11 protein-coding genes and 1 tRNA gene are annotated in these 21254 nt (G+C 53.8%); 6 read left to right on the top strand and 6 right to left on the bottom strand.

Annotated features, from left to right (window positions below; translation table 11 throughout):
- Window positions 1-20 precede the first annotated feature (20 nt).
- On the top strand, window positions 21-728 hold the full coding sequence (locus EDC30_RS14810; RefSeq protein WP_132259624.1) for an endonuclease III domain-containing protein: 708 nt from the start codon (window positions 21-23) through the stop codon (window positions 726-728).
- A gap of 62 nt (window positions 729-790) precedes the next feature.
- Here EDC30_RS14810 and EDC30_RS14805 read toward each other — a convergent pair whose 3' ends face one another.
- Window positions 791-2470: a DNA cytosine methyltransferase gene (locus tag EDC30_RS14805; RefSeq protein WP_132259623.1), complete on the bottom strand. Its 1680-nt coding sequence runs from the start codon at window positions 2468-2470 to the stop codon at window positions 791-793.
- A 305-nt stretch (window positions 2471-2775) separates the two neighbouring features.
- A complete protein-coding gene (locus EDC30_RS14800) occupies window positions 2776-3711 on the bottom strand; it encodes an HNH endonuclease (RefSeq protein WP_132259622.1) in 936 nt (311 codons plus the stop codon).
- Window positions 3712-7109: 3398 nt separating this feature from the next.
- Here EDC30_RS14800 and EDC30_RS14795 point away from each other — a divergent pair.
- From EDC30_RS14795 to EDC30_RS14785, 3 genes are read left to right on the top strand one after another with little or no spacing between them, the layout of a single operon-like run.
- The gene (locus tag EDC30_RS14795; protein WP_132259621.1) at window positions 7110-9776 is read left to right on the top strand and encodes a hypothetical protein; all 2667 of its coding nucleotides are present in this window, start codon (window positions 7110-7112) and stop codon (window positions 9774-9776) included.
- Entirely contained in the window at window positions 9773-15745 is a 5973-nt protein-coding gene (locus EDC30_RS14790) for a DEAD/DEAH box helicase (protein WP_132259620.1), read from the top strand. Before EDC30_RS14795 ends, EDC30_RS14790 begins: the two co-directional genes overlap by 4 nt.
- Before the next feature lie 2 nt (window positions 15746-15747).
- On the top strand, window positions 15748-16929 hold the full coding sequence (locus EDC30_RS14785; protein ID WP_132259619.1) for a PD-(D/E)XK nuclease family protein: 1182 nt from the start codon (window positions 15748-15750) through the stop codon (window positions 16927-16929).
- Window positions 16930-17024: 95 nt separating this feature from the next.
- On the opposite strand, the gene EDC30_RS14780 is transcribed toward EDC30_RS14785, so the two are convergent.
- From EDC30_RS14780 to EDC30_RS14770, 3 genes are read right to left on the bottom strand one after another with little or no spacing between them, the layout of a single operon-like run.
- Entirely contained in the window at window positions 17025-17891 is an 867-nt protein-coding gene (locus tag EDC30_RS14780; RefSeq protein ID WP_165973835.1) for a hypothetical protein, read from the bottom strand.
- Window positions 17892-17940: 49 nt separating this feature from the next.
- Window positions 17941-19236 (bottom strand): Arm DNA-binding domain-containing protein, encoded by a 1296-nt coding sequence (locus tag EDC30_RS14775; protein ID WP_132259617.1) that lies wholly within the window; start codon window positions 19234-19236, stop codon window positions 17941-17943.
- Window positions 19229-19465 carry a hypothetical protein gene (locus EDC30_RS14770; protein WP_132259616.1) on the bottom strand — a complete coding sequence of 79 codons (237 nt, stop codon included), beginning with the start codon at window positions 19463-19465 and terminating at the stop codon, window positions 19229-19231. The genes EDC30_RS14775 and EDC30_RS14770 overlap by 8 nt, the downstream gene beginning before the upstream one ends.
- A gap of 153 nt (window positions 19466-19618) precedes the next feature.
- Here EDC30_RS14770 and EDC30_RS14765 point away from each other — a divergent pair, with 153 nt between their 5' ends.
- Entirely contained in the window at window positions 19619-19855 is a 237-nt protein-coding gene (locus EDC30_RS14765) for a helix-turn-helix domain-containing protein (protein WP_132259615.1), read from the top strand.
- A gap of 193 nt (window positions 19856-20048) precedes the next feature.
- Here the strand turns inward: EDC30_RS14765 and EDC30_RS14760 are convergent.
- A tRNA-Arg gene (locus tag EDC30_RS14760) sits at window positions 20049-20124 on the bottom strand.
- Between the two features lie 199 nt (window positions 20125-20323).
- On the opposite strand from EDC30_RS14760, the gene EDC30_RS14755 reads away from it, so the two are divergent.
- A complete protein-coding gene (locus EDC30_RS14755; protein WP_132259614.1) occupies window positions 20324-21220 on the top strand; it encodes a c-type cytochrome in 897 nt (298 codons plus the stop codon).
- Window positions 21221-21254: the final 34 nt, after the last annotated feature.

The following is a 21254-nucleotide window of genomic DNA, read 5'->3' as shown; positions in this document are numbered from 1 at the left end:
GTGCGAAGGAATACAAGATTATGCGGAATAGTGAAAACGTACCCGTTTTCTATGCTGCTCCTAAAGATATAGACGTATCACGATTTCGAACTGGTTTAATGGCGTGGTTTTCTTTTAACCAGAGGAAGTTTTACTGGCGCACGGACGATGTGTCTAATTACATCAAGATTGTGTCCGAAGTTCTGCTTCAGCGTACTCAGGCGGGGGTGGTCTCAAGTTTTCTTCCCACATTTTTGGCAACCTTCCCTAGCTGGGATGCAATTGCCCAGAGCAACGAGGACGAGATCGGCGCCTTGCTCAAGCCCTTAGGCTTGTGGAGGAGGCGAGCCGTTTCCTTGCTAGCGCTCGCAAAGGAGATTTCTCACCGCGGAGGAGCATGGCCATTGACACGCGAGGAACTAGAATCGATCCCGGCAGTGGGCCAATATGTTGCTAGCGCCGTATTGCTCTTCGAGCACAAGGAAAGAGCCCCTCTTCTGGATGCGAGCATGGCACGGTTGCTACGGCGGTATTTCGCGATCACTCCGGAAAAAGCCGACATCCGCTATGACAGACCGTTGCATACAATTGCCCACGCAGTGCTGGGGACCGGCGACCCCATTTTACTTAACTGGGCGATGCTTGACTTTGCCGCTCTCCAATGCAGGACCAATGCAGGAGGCTGCGTTTCATGCGTTTTGAAAGCGGAATGTGAGCACTATGCACAATCACCGAACCCAGATTGCTAGCGAGCTCTTACTCGATAGTTAGGCTTAGGCACAACCTGATGCCAAGAGAGCGAAGTCCGCGCCTAAACCATTTCTTCTAGCTCGAGTCGGATGGCTGCGGATTCCTCTGTCTCTAATGTTCCTCCATGCAGGCCTAATAAATACCTCACTACCTGGCCAAGTGCATGCCCAAGCAAAGGGGGAACGGCATTACCTACCTGCGTATATTGGGGAACCTCGAACTTACGCTGGTCTCCGCCAGTTGTTGGCTTAGAGCGAAACGTAAAGTTATCCGGAAAAGACTGGATACGCGCCATCTCTCTTACAGTCAAGGTGCGTAAACTTGCTTCATCGTAGTGGCACGCGTCGTCCGGTATCGACAACGCGGTAGGCGCCGGTTGGTCTGCTCGAAGGGCCTTTTGGGAGTGTTTTCCAGTCTGGTGGTCAAGTAGGAACTCCACCAATTCATCTTTTTTCCAGAATTGGCGAAAAGGCTTACCCTCGCGAACGTAAAAGGCTTGCGGCTGCAACTCTTTCCATGCCCTTGCACTGAGTGTTTTCTCCCTCCGGTTCAACAACCTTAGGACTTCCAAGGACGTCTCGAGCGACACCTCGTTGAGTACTTGGTAAATGCGAAAGCGACGTTGGACCTCAAGCCCGTGAACACGATGAACATGGTTTTTCCTTGATCTCGTCTCCAGACAAGCTCCCAGTAGATCATTGATTTCCTTGACATACGATGATTTCGCAAGGCCCGGTCCTCGAAGGTCATCGATAGCATCCTTTACTGGGATCGGATTTTGATTTACGAGAGACTGGAGGAAAGTGCCATCAAAGATGCGTGGTTCTTTATCCGCATCGTGAACTTTCAGATCCTTCACCTCGACAGTCTTACCTGCTCTAACCTTGTTGAAAAAATCTTCGGACGACGCAAAAAGGTCCTGATTCGGATCAGTCAACCTTGCTTTGAGCACCCTGAAGACGTCCCTTCGGAAGGCTAGCATGATGAACCTGGGCCGATTTTGTGCGACTCCTGCGTACTTTGCGTTGACATGCAAGCACAAAGGCACGTAGCCACCATCATCTTCAACCATAGTCTTGCTCGTATCCTTTCGGATCTCGGCAAAAGCCTGTGCAACTTCGAACCATGCATAGACTCTTTTGCCGTCAACTTGGAACGGCCGCAAGATACCAGTCACGTTCTCGAGTAACGCTATTTTGGGCTGGACCAGCTCGACGAACTTGGCAAATTCCCAGGGCAAGACATTGCGCGAATTCGCATACTCTCGCATGCCGGTCATGCTAAAGCTCTGGCACGGAGGGCCACCTGACACAAGGTCGACATGCCCGTCTCCAAACCCCTGCTGCAATCGCTCGAGGGCCAGCTTGTTCGGTTCAGCCTTTAGCCACTTGTTCAGTTCGATAATGTTACCGACGACTAAAGATCCCTCCAGTCCCTCCCCATCACTCAGAAGGTCGCATTCGCCTTCACCCAGCGGGGGATATTGATGGGGGTTCTCACGCAGACGTGCGGCCAACTCCGTTAGCTTGTACCTACTACTAAGCCATTTTGTTTTTAGATGTTTTCCCGAAGAGCTCGGATTCTGCGCCATTGCACTAAGATCTTCCCCGGGAAAGAAATTGTATGCAAAGGTCTCGCTCGCCATCGGTGAGAGCTCATTAGCGAGTAAAAGCCTCGAATTGATGGACTTGAGTCCAAGGGATAAGCCTCCGCATCCGGCGAAAAGCTCGATGTGATTCATTGTTTCTCCAAGGGCCCGACCACCGCACTAGCAAATTTCAACTGGGCAAAATGGTACATTATTTGCTGCCCCTGCGCTTCATTTACCGCGAATTGTGGCGCAAAAAAACATACGCTACCCACTACGTCAATTCTTAAAAGCCGTGCCAGGAAAATCTAAGGCACCCAGTGCTAACTCTTTTGAATCCAACTGTTGCGGCCTTACCTCGTGGAGCCAAATGTAATAACTATTATTGTCGACCAAGCTACAGGCATAGTTTGGGTAAGCAAATTGACGCAGAAATCGCAACGTGTATCCCTCGTTACTCACACCGAGCTTGGCGCTGACAAGTCTCGCGCCAAGTCGTAATCATTGACTTGATTACTTGTTCCTCCCCGCGAAGAATCTGCCAATATCTTGCTCTCCGCCGCCCAAACTTTTTCTTCCAAAGTCTTGTTAAAGCTTGCTCGATCGAAGGAAAGATGCGCGCGGCGATGACAATTTGGGCAAATGGCAGCCACGTTGCCAGGCTTATCTGGCCCTGAGTCGGCAAGCCGATGGAGATGGTGCACTTCCAAGAAAGGTAAGCCAGCTTGGTCCTTAAAGGGCGCTGGTTCTCCGCAAGCCTCGCATATTCCATTCGCCCTCCGCAAGGCATAACGCCGGATCTCTCTGCTACGCCTCCAGAATTCCCTCGTACCGACAGACTTCTCAGGAAGCTCTTTGATATGCTTGTTAAGCATTTCGCGGAGAGAGTACAAATTCCCTTCCTCCTGCGTCTCATCGGCCCAGCTAAGGGTTGCTTGCTCAGTGTCGACTTGGACCAGCCTGAATCGGATTAGTCGGTCCCCTTTCCTTGGTCCCTCTATTGGTACAAAATGCTCATAGCCGGTCACGCAAAAACAGCCTTCGAACCGCATCAGTTTTCCATATCCGCCTTGCTGGGCGACTTCCTTGGCCGTTGGTTCGCGCGTAGTGAACAGAAGTATTACCAGATTCTCGCTAGCCAGTCGTGCATTGGCGGCATTCTTTAGCAGCTGATCACCTTGCTTACCCTGCCCAAAGTACCACCAGCTCCCGTCGGCCAACGCTTCGTCCTTGTATCCTGCCTGCTTGCCATGACGACCGCCAGAGGTACAAATCAAGTAACCGGGCTGAATATTCCCCCAAAGGACGCCAGACATCTGCTGCTTACTACCTAAGAACTCAAGCAGCTGCGGACGACGGTATTTTTCACCGATTACGAAGGGATGTAATAGCATTTTCAGGTCCTTGTGAGCACGGGCCGCCACTGGCTGGTGTGGCGTCCATGGTGTCCCAGCCCCAGCAACGGTCTATTTCAAAACAAAATACCTGAGAACCTCTAACAGGATAAGCGTCAGGTGATATTAAACCGCCGGCACAGACAGTAAATATGTAAAATGTGCTAAAAAGTATAATGAAAAGGTGATGTTTCGACTACAATCAAGACCTCCTTTTACTCGCCTAAGATTTCTACAATAACTATATTGCGAGTTAATGGACCGAGCTTGTTTGCAACAGGGGAGTGGATTCCATGCAGCCACGCTGCTATTTGAAGTATTCAAGTTTGAAGCGGGAGCGCCTTTTACACCCGTTTCCTAAGCAGGATAAAGCTGCGTCACCTGTCTTGCATAGCATTTTGTTGAGCAGCTATATACCTACCAGGTTATCGAATCAGGTTGGCTGACTGTGATGAATTGGCGTGCATGGTCGGCTAATGATTGGAATCAGGTACTTGTAAATGAAGTATTCTTGGATCTGGAGCGCATTAGCTCGCCCATTAGCCGTATAAACGCCTCGAACCGGCTCTTACAAAAATGCACCGGCGATGCCGAGTGCCGACCTGAAGAGGCCCGCCAAGCATTCATCTCGGCGCTCGGTAGGACGTCCGGGGAAATGAGAAAGCGATTCCGCTGGACGGGCGAGGTCAAGGCAGCGAGCGCGAAAGAGAAAATCCCCTCGGTCTTCGCCCCACTGTACCTTACGCTACTTGCTGCGAGTGCCGACGAAGCAACCTATGACGAGGGGAACTTCCGCCGGCGGTTTGCAGAGCTTGTTCAGCCACTTGACATCCCATACCTAGATTGCAATGATCTTCCGACATTGTGGGCCCATGTAAGGGACTGGAGTGTACAGCGACACCGGGGGAAAAAAGACTGCCGCGTGCTTCACCTCCCCGCCGTGCCAGATCACGAAAAGCTAATCGGATATTCTAAGCGACTCGCCTTCCCAACTTATAAGGACGAGATCACCCTATCTAGCGTGTTAGCCGACTTGGGTGTAGACGAGAACTCGGGGTTCGAAGTCGTCTCTCGCGCAGTTTACTCCCGATTCACCCGGTTCACCGCTGGATTTATCGAGGAGTTAGGGCAGTTCAGGGCACTCATTGCAAACGGGCGCACTTTGGAGGCATATCAAACTCCGTTCTGGGGAGCGGTGCGCGACATTACTTGGGACCGAAGAAGGCAAGAGGCCAGAGAAATTGGGCGCTTTACCTTGGACGCGGATTTTTCTGATCCCGTCCACGCGAGGCTTACCCTCCTTGTAGACGAGGCTGGACATAGGACGCTTTCTACCCGCTGTGAGCCTACTCCCTTCCCGGTACCCGGCAACTATCAATACCTGGTGCGGACATTGAATGGAAAACCGTGCACCCCGGCAGCGTTGCTTTCACTTGCGCAGGTAGTAGCGCGCTTAAAGCAGTTGAAGTTATGGAGGGACCTAGCTGCAGGATGCCTTTCCCTGTTCCCAGACGAACATGGAAACATGAGATCAGATTCTAGTTATAGCGACGATAGTGCCGCCTGCTTCATCGTCAATAGCGATCTCGCGCGCCTAATGCAGCGATGTGCTACTCATTATGGGCTAAAGCCCTCGCGTACAACCATCATGGGAACACCTGCAACGTGGGAGGTTTTCCTGTTCGAATCTATAAGTCGCGGTTCCTTGTTGGGACTGGTCCGCGATTTACCGGAACGAGTACAAGCGGGAATGGGCCTAGCTTGGCAGCCCCCGAGGCCAGCGTTGTCTGGAGGTGCTTGGTATGGGCAAGCACTGCTCCTTAATCCGGCTAGCAACCCAATCGTACGGATGCAGGGTGCGGAATCTGGGAAGTTTGAATTACTCGACTCTCAGGAAGACACGATCGCGCAGGGAAGGCTCGTTGAGCTAGATAATGGGGGATTCCAGATACCTGTATCAACGTTACCAACCTGTCCCACGGTTGCAAAGGTACGCTTTTCCCTGACTGCAAGTGAAAGCCTTGGCGATGCTGAGCTCGACGCACCGTTGGTCCAAACGGTACCATTTGTCCTGCCAACTAACTTACCAGAGCCTACTGCTTGGCTAGTTGATGGCCCGTCAGGCCGCCTATCGCCCTTTACGCCTGTCACGGGCAATCTTCAGTCCCTATCGCCCACCACGCCCCGCAAAGAGAAACCGGGGCGCTTTCATCCTCGATTCGTAACTATAAAGGAGCAGGACACGTGGGGCGAGTATGGAACTTCGGGCATCGATGACATCCCCCCGTTCTTGCATTGGCTATGCGAGACTTTGTCGCTGCGGTTCCAATCACGTGCGACGCTGCCCTTCAAAGACCTAAGGCTGCACGTGAGCGGGGCCGCGGCCGCGGCTGATTTACCCCATTGGCTGCCCACTCGACTCCTTCTGGCATCGTGCTGGCTTTCCACGGTCGCTAACCGTGCCTCTCCATATTCCGTGGTAACGCCTGCGCCCCGCACGATCGCCATTTTCCGCGAGGGTCCTCCGCTTGTGGCCCGCATTGTTGGCATGCTCGCGCAATCAGAGCGTGCAAAGTTGAGGTCCCTATTGCAGCCGGGTGAATCAGCATATCGACTTACATGTGGCGGTGACGAGCCTGGAGTCGGCGCAATTGAGCTCCGACTTAGCACTCCAAGTCGGCTCAAGCAAATTGCCTGCGGCCTTGGCCTAGAAGTCCTTACAAGAGACACTTTCGGTGCTCCCCTTGCGAATGGAGCGCCAGTCCTGCCCGCTGGTAATACAGTTTTGCCCAAGGCCTCAGTTTCGACGACAGCAGAAAAATGGGATGGCTGGGAGTGGAAAGAATACTCCCCTGTATCTGGGGCCGAATCCTTGGGCGCCCTAATCAGGACAAAGGGGTCGCAACGGTATACCCACTGGATCTCGACGGGAGGCAGCTGGTGGAAAACGGATAGCCCTGCATGGGCATGGTTATTCCGAGCCACCGCCTTGGGATTCGCGATAGGGGAAGTTGCATCCAATGGAGACTGCAAGCTCAGCGGTCAACTCCGAGGGGCACCACCTTCGTTTCTAAGATGGTGGATGCACTGGGGCGGAGGCTGTGTCTCGATAGACAACGATTGCTGCTTGGTCTTCGGTGGGGCACCTGGCATGAATATATGGAAGGAGCTTGGGCAATGGACGGATCTTACTGATAACACGACTACTCCCGGGTACGCTTGGGCAGCCCCGATGGATCGCAGACGCCTTGCCTTGCGGCTCCGGAGGATGCGCAACACCGCCAACCAGAAAGGTGAGTGATAAGGAATTAAAGAAGTAATCGCGGCGATGATGAACAGATTCCCGCGTTAATTTTAATTGGCCGGCTTAATCGGCCGCTTGATTTGAGCAAATGCGGATGAAGATCGATACTAATGAACTCCAAGACCGGCGCTATGTTATGTTTTTACTCGGCACGAAGGATGCCGAGATATCGCGCTGCCTAGAGCAATCGCGGAAGCAGCTCATCGTGGCGGGAGCAAAGGCTGATACCCTGCCAACAAAGCATGAGCAAAAGATTAAGTTCATCCTTCGGCTAAGGGATAAGGCACTCCAAGTTATCTGTAAATGGCTAGCGGAAAACGCTGATTTTAGCGGCCTACCGAGTGTCGAAGAGGTACTTTCCGAAGAAAACCACGATAAAGACAATACCTCCGAACCAAATGCTGAAGGAGAGGAGTTACATAAGTTTTGGCGTGCCATCCTCGCGGCCTACGTACGTACGCCGCGCTCAGCGGCCGTGGAGGAGTATCTAAAGACCAAAGTACCGACCGTTACAGCCGTTAATCCCGCAGAAACCGCGAAAGCGTCTCCCCCCGCCCCTTCCACAAGTGCGCAAGAAGAGCCACGCGCCACGGCGGCAACTGCAAGCTGCATTACCAGCAGCAAGGCTATTAGGCTATCGGCCACTGTCGTAGCAGATCCCGTAGAACTACCCGTCTTAGCCTATCGTAGCCACCACCTGCAATCAGGTCAATTCTTTATCGACATCGTAGGTCTCATCCAAGGCGATGACCTAATTGAATTAAGTGCTGAAGAAGGGACGCTCCTCTTCCCAGAGACAGGGGACGCAACCGCATTCCCGGGTACGGGCCCAACTTTCAACTCGTCATTTGACGGGCTATCCATTTGGCGGGTCAAGCACGGCAATCGGGAAAAAAAGACCCAATTTATCGTGGATACGTGGCTGGCGCACGTCTACGATGTGTTCAATGTGCCGCATCCTTCGACCGACCCGGACAAGGTCCGTGCGTGGATCCAGAAGCTCTATACCCCAGCTTCCAACATCTACCCCGTGTTCCACCTAACGGATGGGCTGCTCGTTAAGATCGCAAGTGATACCAGCGATCCTAGGCACGCCGATTTTGACTTGCCGCTACATGCATACCGTGCGATCCATGCCATTGAGTGGAAAGGCCGTACCATTATCATCAAGCCACTTCCAGCGCCGGATTTCAAGTATGACTGCGCTCCGCCGGGAACCCTTGTTAAGCGCTTATTTAAACAGAAGTCTGTTGTGGAAGGGCTCCCACAGATCACGAAAAACCAGCTGCAAGTACTAGCCGAGCTGGCCGAGCAAGAAGCCGACGGCAAGGGCATCCGACAATCGACAACACGCATCGCTTCCAAGCTCGAGGAGGTGTTCACATCTAGGGATGTCCTCGAGGAGGTGTTTCTCGAGATAATGGCCCTACCCACCGTGAAGAGCGAGATCAACGCAGCGAAGGCGCGCGCCCTCGAAGAGCATCGGAAAGAGCTGGCGATCGAGGAAAAGGCTGTTGATGCACTGCGAATAAAAAAGAAATCGCTCGAGGAGGAGATTGAGCGCCACAAGGCAGCCAATAAAAGGGAAGCGGCAGACATGGCCCGCGAAATTAAAAAAGCTTTTGAGCGTGCCAGCGAAGAGAGCTTCAAGACGCTCGCAAATGTCGCGCTACTCAAGCCGTTCTTACAGCCCCAGCAGATCGAAGCTTCAAACCGAAATGGCGAGACCTCTACCGCACCGTGCCCCCCTGTCGACCGAAACGCATCTGCAGGAAGCCAAGACATCAAAGCAACACCGAGGAACATCGAATGGAAGGGGGCTCCGCTTCTGGATGTTAAGGGCCTGAACCTCGCACTTGCAAAGCGCTGTATAGTCGAAGGCTTGAGCCAGTGCTTCATGAAAGCCATCGTCTCGGCTGCGGCTAGCCAAGGCGTGGTCGGACTTCTGGGCGCACAACAAAAGGTAGTGGCAAGATCCTTGGCTGCGCTCCTGTCCGGGGGTGTTACTTGCCGAGTCTCCATCACGGGGGACATGTTTGGCCCAGCAGACCTTCTCAATGCCCCGGCGATTGTAGCGACTGACTCGGTCACCGGCATGGCACTCGGGGAATTTCTCGGACTACAGCAAGCTGCCGGCAAGCCAAGCATTGTAATACTCGACGGTGCGAACCGAGCGCCGCCGGAATCCTATATCCCCGAACTCCTTGCTGCCACGCAGCCTTCACCGAGCAACGAAGCACTCGCATGGACCGACAGAAAGGGCAACGTCAAGCTTGTCCAGCTGCTTACCCCGGTGATTTTTCTACTCTGCTTTTCTTCGGGCCGCTCTACCTTCCCTCTCGTGCCGCCGCTTGCGTGGAATCTGCCAATATTTGACACGGACTCGAAATGGCATGACATGCTGGACCCAGAGGACGATGTCCCCGTTTCGGAATCGTTCATCGACCCAAGCCTGTGGTCTTCCATGGCTGGCAGGGACCAGCGCTTCAACCTGCAGCTACTCTCTAACCTCACGCCCGGCAGTCGCTCCGCTGCCATGCGGATGAAGTTTGCTGCCAGCAGGATCGACATGGACGAAGCGGATGCAGAGTTATTTTCACTAGCAGCATACGGGTATGGCAGATCTAAGGGCGCGGCTGTTGCTGAAGTTCTAAGCGTTACAAGCCGTCAAGTTACATCCCATATGCAAGAATATTTTCGCAGCGCCGATGAAGCTGCGCTAAGCACCATCTTTGACATACATGAAGGGGCAGCAGGGTGAACGATCCCGTTTCTACTTTTTACTCTATACGTGATTTCTACATTACGTACCTCGAGACGGCTTTCCGCATTGGGGACAAGTCGATTCAAGCAAAGCGGCGAGCCTTATTGGAACAAACAGGGACAATGTGCACCGAGCCGTTGCTCGAACCCCTTCCAAGTTATCTCACGCATGGGATACGGCTCGACGACTTGATGCAAGAAGACCATGGCAAAGAATGGCTGCCCGGCTTTAATGCAAATGAACGCGCTGCTTTCGTCTCATTAGGGCTTGCCGGACTTCTTCCCGCCGAGAAGGAAAATCCTGCTAGAGGCCGGTACGAGCTTTATCGCCATCAGCTTGCTATGCTGCGCAAGGGGATTACGGCAGGAACGCCGGGAATCGTCACTTCGGGGACGGGCTCGGGCAAGACGGAATCCTTTTTATTACCGATTTTCGCAGCACTGGCCAAGGAAGCCATATATTGGCCGCCGAGCCCCAAGCTAGCCACTTGGCAGCCTTGGTGGAAAGATGATAATGCGGCGCCCACCTTTAAGCGAGACGAGCCGCACGAGGCAGCAGGACGCCCAAAAGCAGTCCGTGCGCTTATCCTTTATCCCATGAATGCGCTGGTCGAGGACCAGATGGTACGCCTGCGGCGCGCGCTTGACTCTGATGCCGCACATGCGGCGATGGATGAGCACTTCAATGGAAACAGGATTTTCTTTGGCCGGTACACCGGGGCGACTAAAGTCACCGGTTGGCTCCAGCATCCTCGCATCCAGAACAAAGCTGAGCAAGCAAGGGCTGCAGAGCGAATCGAGGAGCTACGCACATACATGCGCACCCTTGAAGAGACGCATCAAGAAGCAGTCGGGCAATACCAAAGCGGCAAGTCCAGTGATGAGACACTCCCCTTCAACTTCTCGCATCCAAATGGCAACGAGATGGTTAGCCGCTGGGACATCCAACACCGACCTCCTGATATCCTCATTACCAATACTAGCATGCTCGCGACGATGTTAGTGCGCGAGATCGACGAGCCGATTTTTCAACAAACACGCCAGTGGCTGGAATCTGACCCCAACGCGTACTTTTACTTGGTACTGGACGAGCTACATCTGCAGCGAGGCTCAGCCGGTACCGAGGTCGCTTACCTTCTTCGCATGCTGCTCTCTGAGCTTGGGCTTATCTCCCCGCAGAACCGACATAAGCTTCGGATCTTGTGTTCGAGCGCGTCTTTGCCGGTCGACGGCGACGGCAGGGAACAGAGCCTTGATTACCTTTCGGGATTGTTTGGAACAGCGGGGCTAGGTCCCGGGGAGAGCCGTCAGAGCTGGGCAAACGCGATTGTCCAAGGGGCCTCGCCAGAACTGGCTATCGAGTGCTTTACTGGGGACATTGAAGCACTTTGCGAGGCCGTCAGAGACTCCAAGCAGGCATCACGCGCCGATTCCGCGGCCGGTCCAAGCGAAGCACATTGGGAGGCAATCGGCAGAGGGATCGGGGTGCAACGTAGCGGCGCTGCACTCGATGTTTATGCCGAGCAGATAGTGGCAAAGGCAGCGAGGCTACTACGGAGAGGATGCATCCCCGTTGGGGATGTGGCGCCTAGGGCAACATCGCTTCAAAATATTGCTGCAAACGTGTTTGGTGACGTTCCTAAAGGAAGAGAAGCAGTGGAGCTGCTCGTGTGGCTCCGGGCATGCTCGGATTACTGGAAAGATTGGTTCCATAAGGACTTTAGTAGCGATATCACGATTCCGCGGTTCAGGGTACACACGTTTTTGCGTGCCCTTGAGGGCTTATTTGTCGCACCCCAGCCAGCACCAATCGATCTTCCCCTAGCGCAGCGTACGGCACTCCTGTTTGGTGATTTATCGGTCGATTCGGGCGCCCGGTACGGGGCTTTGCCTGCCAGCGGGGGACGGCAAACGCGAAGGGTAGACCTCCTGTATTGCGAGTGTTGCGGAACCTTGTTCTTTGGAGGGAAGCGCACACCACCCTCGCCCCTTGTCAAGGAAGTCGAGCTCTTGCCCAACGATCCGGATACCGAATCCTTGCCCGAGCGTGCAAAGGTGCACTTGGTCGAACGACGTTCTGCCGTAGATTACGCGATTTTTATGCCGACGCTTAAGCGCTTCTGGCCACTGGGCCAAGAGGAGGTGGCAAGCGAGGAGGCACAAGGCAACTGGCAGCCCGCAGAATATGATCCGTACTCTGCCACAATTAGGGCAGGGGGCGTCAAGGAAGGTACAGAGCAAAGTATCCCTGGCTGGTATTACTACGTCGATAGCAATCCAAAAAATTTTAACGGCAGTGACAAGCACAAGCAGGCAGCTCCCACGGACTCTGGAAGCGCCCTGCCCTTCCAGTGCCCTGCCTGCAGTACATCATACCGTCGTAGGCGCGGCAAATCCTCGCCGATCCGTGGCTTTAGGGTCGGTTTTGCAAAAACCACCCAGCTGCTAGCAAGCGCATTAATGGCCGAGTTACAAAAGTCCAACCCGGAAGAGCGACTAGTGTCATTCTCTGATAGCAGGCAAGATGCTGCAAAGGCTGCGCTGGACCTCGAAGGTGGCCACCATGATGATGTTCGACGCGAGGCTGTCGTGCGAGCCTTGGCAAAGCTGGGGGAAGCGCTCAAGTCCGCCGGCAACGCGGAGCACCAGCTCAATGTATTGAAAGACAGGCAGCGAGCCCTCATACGTAAAGAGGAGCATACCGACGCGGAAATCAAGGAACTGTCGGAGTTACCCGCAATGATCAAGGCATTGCAAGGACAGCTCGAACTTCCTCCAGCTGACTGCATAGCGATCGCGAGCGCCTTGGAACCATTGAAACCCGTGCCGGGTGACGTGCTGCACCCCGTGTTGCAAGAACTCGTTTCTCGTGGCATCCATCCTATCGATCGCACCGGCGTCACGCCGATAGCGGTACCCGCCCCAGGGGATAGAGAGGTTGCGTTTGCCTGGCAACAGCTATTTGCGCGCTCCGGGGATGTCTGGGCGTGGGCCGGTCACCCTGTATATCCCGAGGAGGTCGCAGCCGCGTGCAACAAGATTGCCGACAAATTGCTCGAGCTGGTAGGCAGTACGCTCTTTAGTAAGACGTATTTTGCGATCGAGGAAACAGGCTGGGGATACCCCTGCCTACCCTTGAAAGGAGGGAGCGATAGGGAATCGAACGCTGTTTTCGACGGCATGATGCGCGTCCTCGCGGACGCCAACCGGGTCATTCCATCCAAGTATGACTACGAACATAGCCATTGGGATGCCCCCGAGGACATCCCGAAAACACACCGGTTACGTGCCTTCGCTAGGGAGCGCTGCCGAGCTTATGGCGGCAATGAAGCGTCGTTACTTGCCCAATTCCTAAGCAAGCTTAAAGAATCGGGCCATCTAGGCGGCATTATCTCGGTCTCCAAGCTTTGGTACAGATCCTTAGACACGGACGCCCCGTACTGGCGATGCGAAAACTGCGGTAGGGTGCATTTGCATCGGAGCGGGGGAATTTGCACGCGCTGCCACAAGACGCTTGGCGAGACGCCCGAGGGAACGGCATTGATGCTTAGGAATGATAACTTCCTTGGTAAGCGCATTGGCCAATCACCCCGCATTCGGCGGATGCGCTCCGAAGAACTGACAGGCATGACATCTAACCCGGCCGCACGCCTGAGACGGTTCAAGGGTGTCCTTATTCAGGATGACGATGACATCCTCCCGCCAGGTTTTTCTGAAATGCCTACGGACGAAGTGCTCGATCGGGCAGCACGCGTGGTCGATGTCCTGTCTGTCACCACGACGATGGAAGTTGGCGTAGACATCGGCGATTTAAGAGCCGTGTTCCAAGCCAATATGCCCCCCCAGCGTTTTAATTATCAGCAGCGGGTTGGCCGCGCAGGCCGTCGAGGCCAAGCCTACTCCGCCGTGCTGACCGTCTGCAGGAGCAAGAGCCACGACCTTCATTATTTCTGGCATCCGGAACAGATCACCGGTGATCCTCCCCCGCCGCCGTTTTTAACAACGAGCCTGAACCAAATTGCGCAACGCCTCGTCTTGAAACATTGGCTCGTCGTGTCATTTCGCTCAATGCGCCGCAAGTACAGCCCATGGCTCGGCGATGAGCTACGTACCTCGCCTGACAACCATGGCGAGTTCTTCCGCGTGAGTACACTTAAGCAACAGAAAGCTATCTGGCTTCCTATCATCAAGGAAGAGCTCGACGCGCACGTGGCAGAGCGGGACGCGTTCATCCAGCTGTGCCTGCAGGGAGACAAGACGAGGGCGCGCGAAATAGCGGGTGCTCTGTCGAGCGATAACGTAATGGACTACATCGAGGAAGCTCTTGATGACGAAGCCATGGAGGATCGCGGCCTAGCTGAAGTCTTGGCAGAGCACGGCAAGTTCCCAATGTACGGGATGCCCACGCGAACACGGTTGCTCTATACCCGGCCCGTCCAGTCGAGTTATGGGTTAACGTTTGCAGACATGGACCGCGATCTTGATGTTGCAATCCAAGAATTTGCGCCAGGGAAGGTGCTTGTCCACGACAAGCGGAAATACTTTACTGCTGGGTACGCTGGCGGCATGCTAAGACCTCTCCACGGGCGGCCCGGTCAGTTCGTTTCCAGGCCCAATGATATTGGGGAGGCACGCCGCTTTGCCGCTTGCCCTGTTTGCCTCGCGTGGACGAGCCTAAAGGGGAACGAGTCACCTACTGGGCAATGCAAGTCGTGTGGCGCAGAGATGTCTGGAAGTAGCATTTATGACACCTACGTCCCACGCGGCTTCATAACTTCGCTCGAGCCGCGCCACGCTGATGATCCTGCGGACGAATCGATGACCAAGGCTAGTCGCACGTCTACCGCAGAAGCTGAACAAATACCGACCCAGTATTGTGCTGCCACTAACCTCGCGCTAGGTGTCAGCCATCAGTCACAAGTATTCCGTTTGAATAAAGGGGAATACAAGGGCGGTGTATGGGGCGGATTCAAGGCGCGCGCCGGTAGCTTATACGCGCGGTATAGCACAGCGGGGATACAACGACGAGTGCAGGTACATGACGTGTGGATCGACGAGGACGCGCTCCAAGTAGACACAGGTTTAGCCCAAAGGTTTAGGACTGCGGCTCCACAGCGCGAGGGATTCTACCTTGCTTCCCCAAAAGTGACGGACTCTATCATCCTTGTCCCTCAGCAGTTGCCGCCCGGGTTACAAGTTATCCAAACAACTAGCAGCGGGGAGCAATCACTTACCAACCCATTTAGGGCAGGTGCCTTGTCGGCATGCTTCATGATCGTGAATTACGCCTCTCGAGAGTTGCTCGACGTCGATCCAGAGGAGTTCGAGATCCTCGATCCGCGCGTTGTGCGTGATCAGGACGGCATGTTTATGCCCGTCCTGCAGATCTCTGATGAATTGGTAAATGGCTCGGGTCTCTGCAGTAGGCTCGCCCAACAAATCAATGGAACGCCAATCGTTCTCAGCGTAATGCGCACGATCATGACAGAAAGGATGGCTTCACCCTTGGTAGATTTCCTGGCGGTGAATCACCGGTCTGAGTGCATCACCGGGTGCTACCGGTGCCTACACCGATATGGGAATCAACCCTACCATGGCTTACTTGACTGGCGGCTGGGGCTCGACGTAATCCAGATGCTGCTTGACCCCACATACGTAGCGGGGCTGGATGGGAATTTTACCGCGCCAGGGGTTCAAGACTGGCCGGACGTCGCTAGGCGCCTAGCCGAAGACGCCGCCAGCCTGCTCTCGACCGAAGTGCAGAGGCTTGGCAACATCCCGTTGATCGGGCTTGGAGACAACCGGTGGGCAGCCGTCGTACATCCTCTATGGGCACGCGATGAGATCTATTCCCGCCTCCCGAGCCTAGAAGACTTTGCCTCCGAAGTCGACAAGTTGGACGTTATCACAACGTTTGAATTGTCTCGGCAAATGGGACAAACGCTCTTGAACCTCAAGAAGGCCTAGAAATGTCGGCACCCCATCCTTGCGTGGTAACGCGACTAGCACGGAAGAAGCCGGTTTCGCCCTCGAAGCTTGCCGTGTTTTCCACGTGCCCGTTGCGTTATCTACTCGAGACGGAGCGGCCCGACGCCCTGTCGCTACCTGCGGGGCCTCATGCGCTGAGAGGTACGGCGGTCCACATGGTAATCGAAGAGTGTGGTGAACAAGCAGCTAACGGTCAAACCATCAAGGAGAAAATCTTCAACTTGGTCTCGGCGCTAGTTCAACAGCGCGGTGGGCTTGATCTAACCAAGCTCGTGTTTGATACCTACGGGATTGAAGGGCTTTTCACAAAAGAGCAAGTCATCAAGTCGGTCCAGTTTGTCAATCGGGTTGCCCGCATCCATGGCCAGTATCTTTCCCACCATTCGGCTCGCGGTACTGTATTAACGCAGAAGCAGGTTTATCCACAACTTGGTCCTGAAAAATGGTTCGAAGATCGAGTCCTCGATTTGGCAGGCAAGGTGGACTTAACCTACCTGACAAATGACGGCACGGTACGCGTAGTTGACTTCAAGACTGGCAGGGTACGCGATGACAGTCAAAAACCCATCGAGGGTTATGTTCTTCAACTAGCGGCATATGGCCTACTTTTGGAAAAAGCTTTCTGCGCGCCCGCCATCCACCTTGAGTTAATGGGCCCTGCAGATAGCTGGGATGCCCCTTTAGATGACCAACTACGTGCGATGGCGAAGAGCGTGCTTTGTCAGCTTAAGCGGCTACTTCCACTGAATCAGGAGGTACACACGGTGGAAATGGCGACGCCGGGCGCACACTGTCACTCGTGCTCGTACCGACCATCATGTCAAAAGTATAGCGGCAAGCTTTGGGCTGGCGGGAGAGAATGCGAAGTGGCCGCTCCTGTAGATATAGCCGGACGAGTGCTCGAAGTATTTAACTTTGGCGACGTGATGACACTGAGAGTAGAAACTTCCCGTGGCATCACTTGCTCCATCTCTGGAATTCCGCTTCGCCTTTACCAGAGCATTAACGTGGGCAGCAAAATCACGGCGTATTCTCTGGGAAGTTTTGAGGTGGCCGGTCGATCCAGCATTCCTGCAAATTTCTTCATGCTACGCCCAGACTCGCCTAGGTCTTCGGCGTTTAGCTCACTGTTAGTGCGCGAGTTAACTAACTCTATATCTTAATCAGACCTTATTCGCAGCCGTACCGGTCTTCGGTTTTGGTGCAATAAAGACGTGCATTGATGTAACGTTAGTGGCAATAATATCGCACAATGGAATTAATCTAATAACGCCACATTAATCTTCGCCAATGCTGTTTGCTGCTTCATTTTTCGGTGAAGACTTGGGTACTGGTCGCAATAGCCGGTCGCCAGTATTTCTTCCAGCGACGCATGTAGCCTATTCTTTGCTGGATTCAGCGCTAATCTAACTAAGTCTAGTGTCGCGGCATGCGGTACGATTCCAGTCGCTTTCCGTATAGTTTCTGCGGTTAAGTTCACATCTTGAATACGCCCGAGGTCGTAGAGGATGGCTGTAGTCAGCACCATATCTGCTTCCTCCTGACTCTCAAAGCCCATGCCGATAGCTACTTTTGCGGCTGCGACCGTCTTGGCTAGCAGTCCGCTGGGATACGTATAACTTTCGCGACCGCCGAAACAAGTTAGGAAAGGCAAAACGATTTTCGCGTCTGAAAAGGCGGTTTCAAGCACCTGCCTCAGCTCCTTTGCCTGGATATATTGAATCAGCTCGCGAAGCTCGTCCAATTTTCTTGGTAAGGCGCATACTGCACGAGGCATTAAATCTAAATAAGAGCCTGGTTTTCCCCCTTCCGTACGTAAGCGCATCACTTCAGCCGTCAATTTTCCGTTTAAGGAAACAGTGACAAGGTCGACGAGCATAACCTGCCAATTTTTGAATGACTCCAGTTTGACGTCCGGTCGAGAGATCCTAGCGCACATTGCTCCCTCAGCGTTATTCAGTGTGCACAGAATCGCGCCGCTTGCGTTGCGACGAAAATCAGTACCGCGACACCAAACCTGTTCGCGATATCCCTTCGGGTATAGCTGGGTCATCGGGAAACTCAGAACATTGTCAGCAGCCTGACTCGCATATTCAATGAAGTGTTTTAGTTCCGTCGCCATCATTTATCCTTAGTTAAATTGTTTTTTACAGCTGGCTTGAAGGGTTCGCCGATTACCTTTGACTACGCTTTTGGATTGCAGCTTTTTTCTTAGGTGGTGTTGTCGTATCCGGTGTCCCGACTGCAGCGATGGATTGAATGGAGCTAGCCAACAAGCGCTCGAATGCACTGCCGTCCTGCCGAGTTAAATTGGGCACAAACCTCGAATACACTCGGAACAACATTTCCGTCGTGGTATGCCCCAGTTGGCGGGCGATCCACTCGGGGTTCTCGCCGGCTCCCAGCCATAACGTGGCGGCGGTATGACGGGTTTGGTATGGCCGACGCTTGGCTAAGCCAAGATGCCGCAGCAATGGGTACCAGACGCGGTTGGTGACATTCTTGTTATCGAGCGGCTGCCCTTCCCGGTTACAAAACACATGGACGGAACGTTTAGCCGTTTTTGCGGATTGTCGCTGCATCGCCTGAAAAACTGGCTCCGACATGACAATGTCGCGCCGGGAGCCGTCTGTCTTGGTTTGGTCGTCTTCGCCCATGACGATGGTTTCTCGAACCATGATGATGCGGCGGTCGAAATCAACGTATTTCCATTTCAGGCCATCGATTTCGCCAGTGCGCATACCGGTGAAGAATCGGACGATGTAATAGTCAGTGAAGTCCGAACGGACCGCTGCCAAGATGCGGTTCACCTCATCTAACGTAAAGGGAGCGATTTCAGTACGCGCTACCTTCAGGCTTTTAATATTGTGATACGGCGTGCTAAAGTTAAAACGGTCGGCCGCTTCATTCATAATCATCCGCAAGGGCGTCAGAATATGATTGATCCTGGTGGTGGAAAGTCCCTCCTTATTTTTACGTCCCGGAACTTTGGCGAGTGAGGAGCGTAGCTTAAGGATGTCTGCTTTGGTGATTTGGTCGACCGTCTTTTCTCCTAATGCGGGGATCAAGTGTCGGTCCAATGTTCCGCGTACCGTCTTGCGCTGGCTGCGACGCCAACGGACTTCGTTTTCCCCATACCATTCGTTGGCAAAGTCCTTGAATGATGGTCGAGCAGGACTAACTCGCTGCTCAGTTCCACCACCATAAAGATTTTCTGGACTTTTGCTTCCAATACCGACTGGAATAGGCTGAGCGTCAAACTTCAACGCATTTCTGCTTTCCGGAAAGTACGTCCGATAATCAAAGGTTCCTAGCGTTATCTCGGCTTCGATTTTTTTCAGAAGCACGCCTAGGCGCTTACGGTTTTCTGGAGTGTCGTCTAACGCGGTCTGCTCGCGACATCTAACGTTTTTATATCGGAAGTCGATAAAGAGCTTTCCGCTTTCCTTCCGCGCTCTGATACTAGACATAGAGCACCCCGCCGTTTGCCATCGGAATTGGTGCTTCGATACCGAGGGAGACCTTAGCCATGTCTCGCTCTATCGCTTCCCAAACATAGAGAATTTTGCGACCGCCGAACGGCCGCATGTAATGCACTCCTTCGATCAGAACACTGTCTTTTAGCCGTTCTCGGATTGTTCGAGCATCGTATTTGATCCGTTGAGATAGCTCGTCGGTTGTGAGATAAGTATTTGCCATTCGCTTTCCTTTCTTATTTATGCAAGAATGCTTTAAGTTGAATGACATAACGCCGCCCTAAACATCAATTTGTCATCCTGAATGACATTCTAGAATGCAAAATGGCGTCCGTCAAGGCTTTTTGTCATTCAGGATGACAAAAAGGCGCTTTAAATGGTTAAATGCAACCTATCTCGTCTAATGGGCGAAAGGAAATTAAAGATTGTGGATGTGGCGCGGGCGACTGGCTTGCACCGCAATATGATTACGCTTCTCTACAATGAGACGGCATCCCGAGTGGATTTAGATGCAGTAGACAAGCTCTGTGCATATTTCGGAGTTTCTGTTGGTGAGCTGTTCGAATATGTTCCGGTTACGTCTGAGCAAGTGGTACAAAGCAATCAACAGTAACTTTCGCAATATCTAATCAGCCTTAACGTAGGCAAAGAAAGTGCACCGATATCAATCTTGCGCCCTAAATTCGACCGAGGGTCGAAAACTGCGGCTCAAAGAAATTAACTCAAGATGAGCGGGCACATTCTAGGCACAACATGGGCACAAACTAAATCAGTCAGTGCTCGCTATCAAGAAAATACCGGAAATATGGCGCGGCTGGCGGGGATCGAACCCACGACCCTTGGCTTCGGAGGCCAATACTCTATCCACTGAGCTACAGCCGCGTTGGAGGAATGCTGAAGAGTCCCGAAGGATACCTTTTTTCTGCTGTGCCGTCCATGCAAACCACAGGCAAATCGTTCCAAAAGGATAGTAATACGTCTATAATCAAAAGTTTGGCGACCTATTGCGCATTGGAATCCTGGCCCGCTTTCGGACCTGGGCGCACCGGCCTACCGGTTTAAAAATTGTCTAGAGGGAATGATGAGCGACGCACATAAAGAACATGAAACCCTGATTAAAACTCCGAAGCAATTGATCGCCGTAATAGCTGCGGCCTTTATCGTGCCGATTCTGGTCATCGTGCTGCTGACGAAATTCGTGACTGCCGATAAGGGTGGCACGAGTGGTTTGAGTCAGGAACAGCTCTCCGAAGCGACGGCTGAACGCATCCGCCCGGTGGGGGATGAGGGCTTTACCCTGAAAGTGGCCGGCGGCCCGGTCCAGCTGCAGGCTGGCGACGCCGTCTACAAGGCTGTCTGCGCAACCTGTCATGAAGCCGGTTTGGCTGGTGCGCCGAAGGTAGGCGACAACGCCGGCTGGTCGGCTCGCATCGCGCAAGGCTATGACACGCTGGTTTCGCATGCCATCAAGGGTATCCGCGGCATGCCGGCCAAAGGCGGCAACCCGGACCTGGACGATGTCGAAGTCGCGCGTGCCGTGGTGTTCATGGCGAACAAGTCGGGCGCCAAGTTCAAGGAACCGGAAGTGAAAGCTGCCGCCAGCGCGGCCGCTGCGCCGGCTTCGGAAACCAAGACCGACCCGGGTTCCGCACCTGCCGGTGCAGCGGCTGGCGCCGCTCCAGCCGCTACGGCTCCGGCAGCCGCTGCTCCTGCTGCCGCCGCGCCGGCCACCGTATCGGCCGATGCCGGCAAGAAGGTTTATGAATCCGCATGCGTGGCTTGCCATGGCGCGGGTGTAGCAGGCGCACCGAAGTTCGGCGACAAAACCGCCTGGGCACCGCGCCTGAAGAAAGGCATGGATGCACTCCACGCCAGCGCGCTCAAAGGCTTGAATGCCATGCCGCCTAAAGGTGGTTCGTCGGCTTCCGACGCCGAAGTCATGGCAGCTGTCGATTACATGGCTGCCGCTGCCAAGTAATCACAACGCATGCAAAAAGGCCGACCTGCGGGTC

Origin of the sequence: Paucimonas lemoignei, from assembly GCF_004342585.1 — a bacterium.
GTDB lineage: Bacteria > Pseudomonadota > Gammaproteobacteria > Burkholderiales > Burkholderiaceae_D > Paucimonas > Paucimonas lemoignei.
The sequence above is the reverse complement of the archived record's forward strand: the minus strand, read 5'-3'. Positions and strand labels throughout refer to the sequence as shown.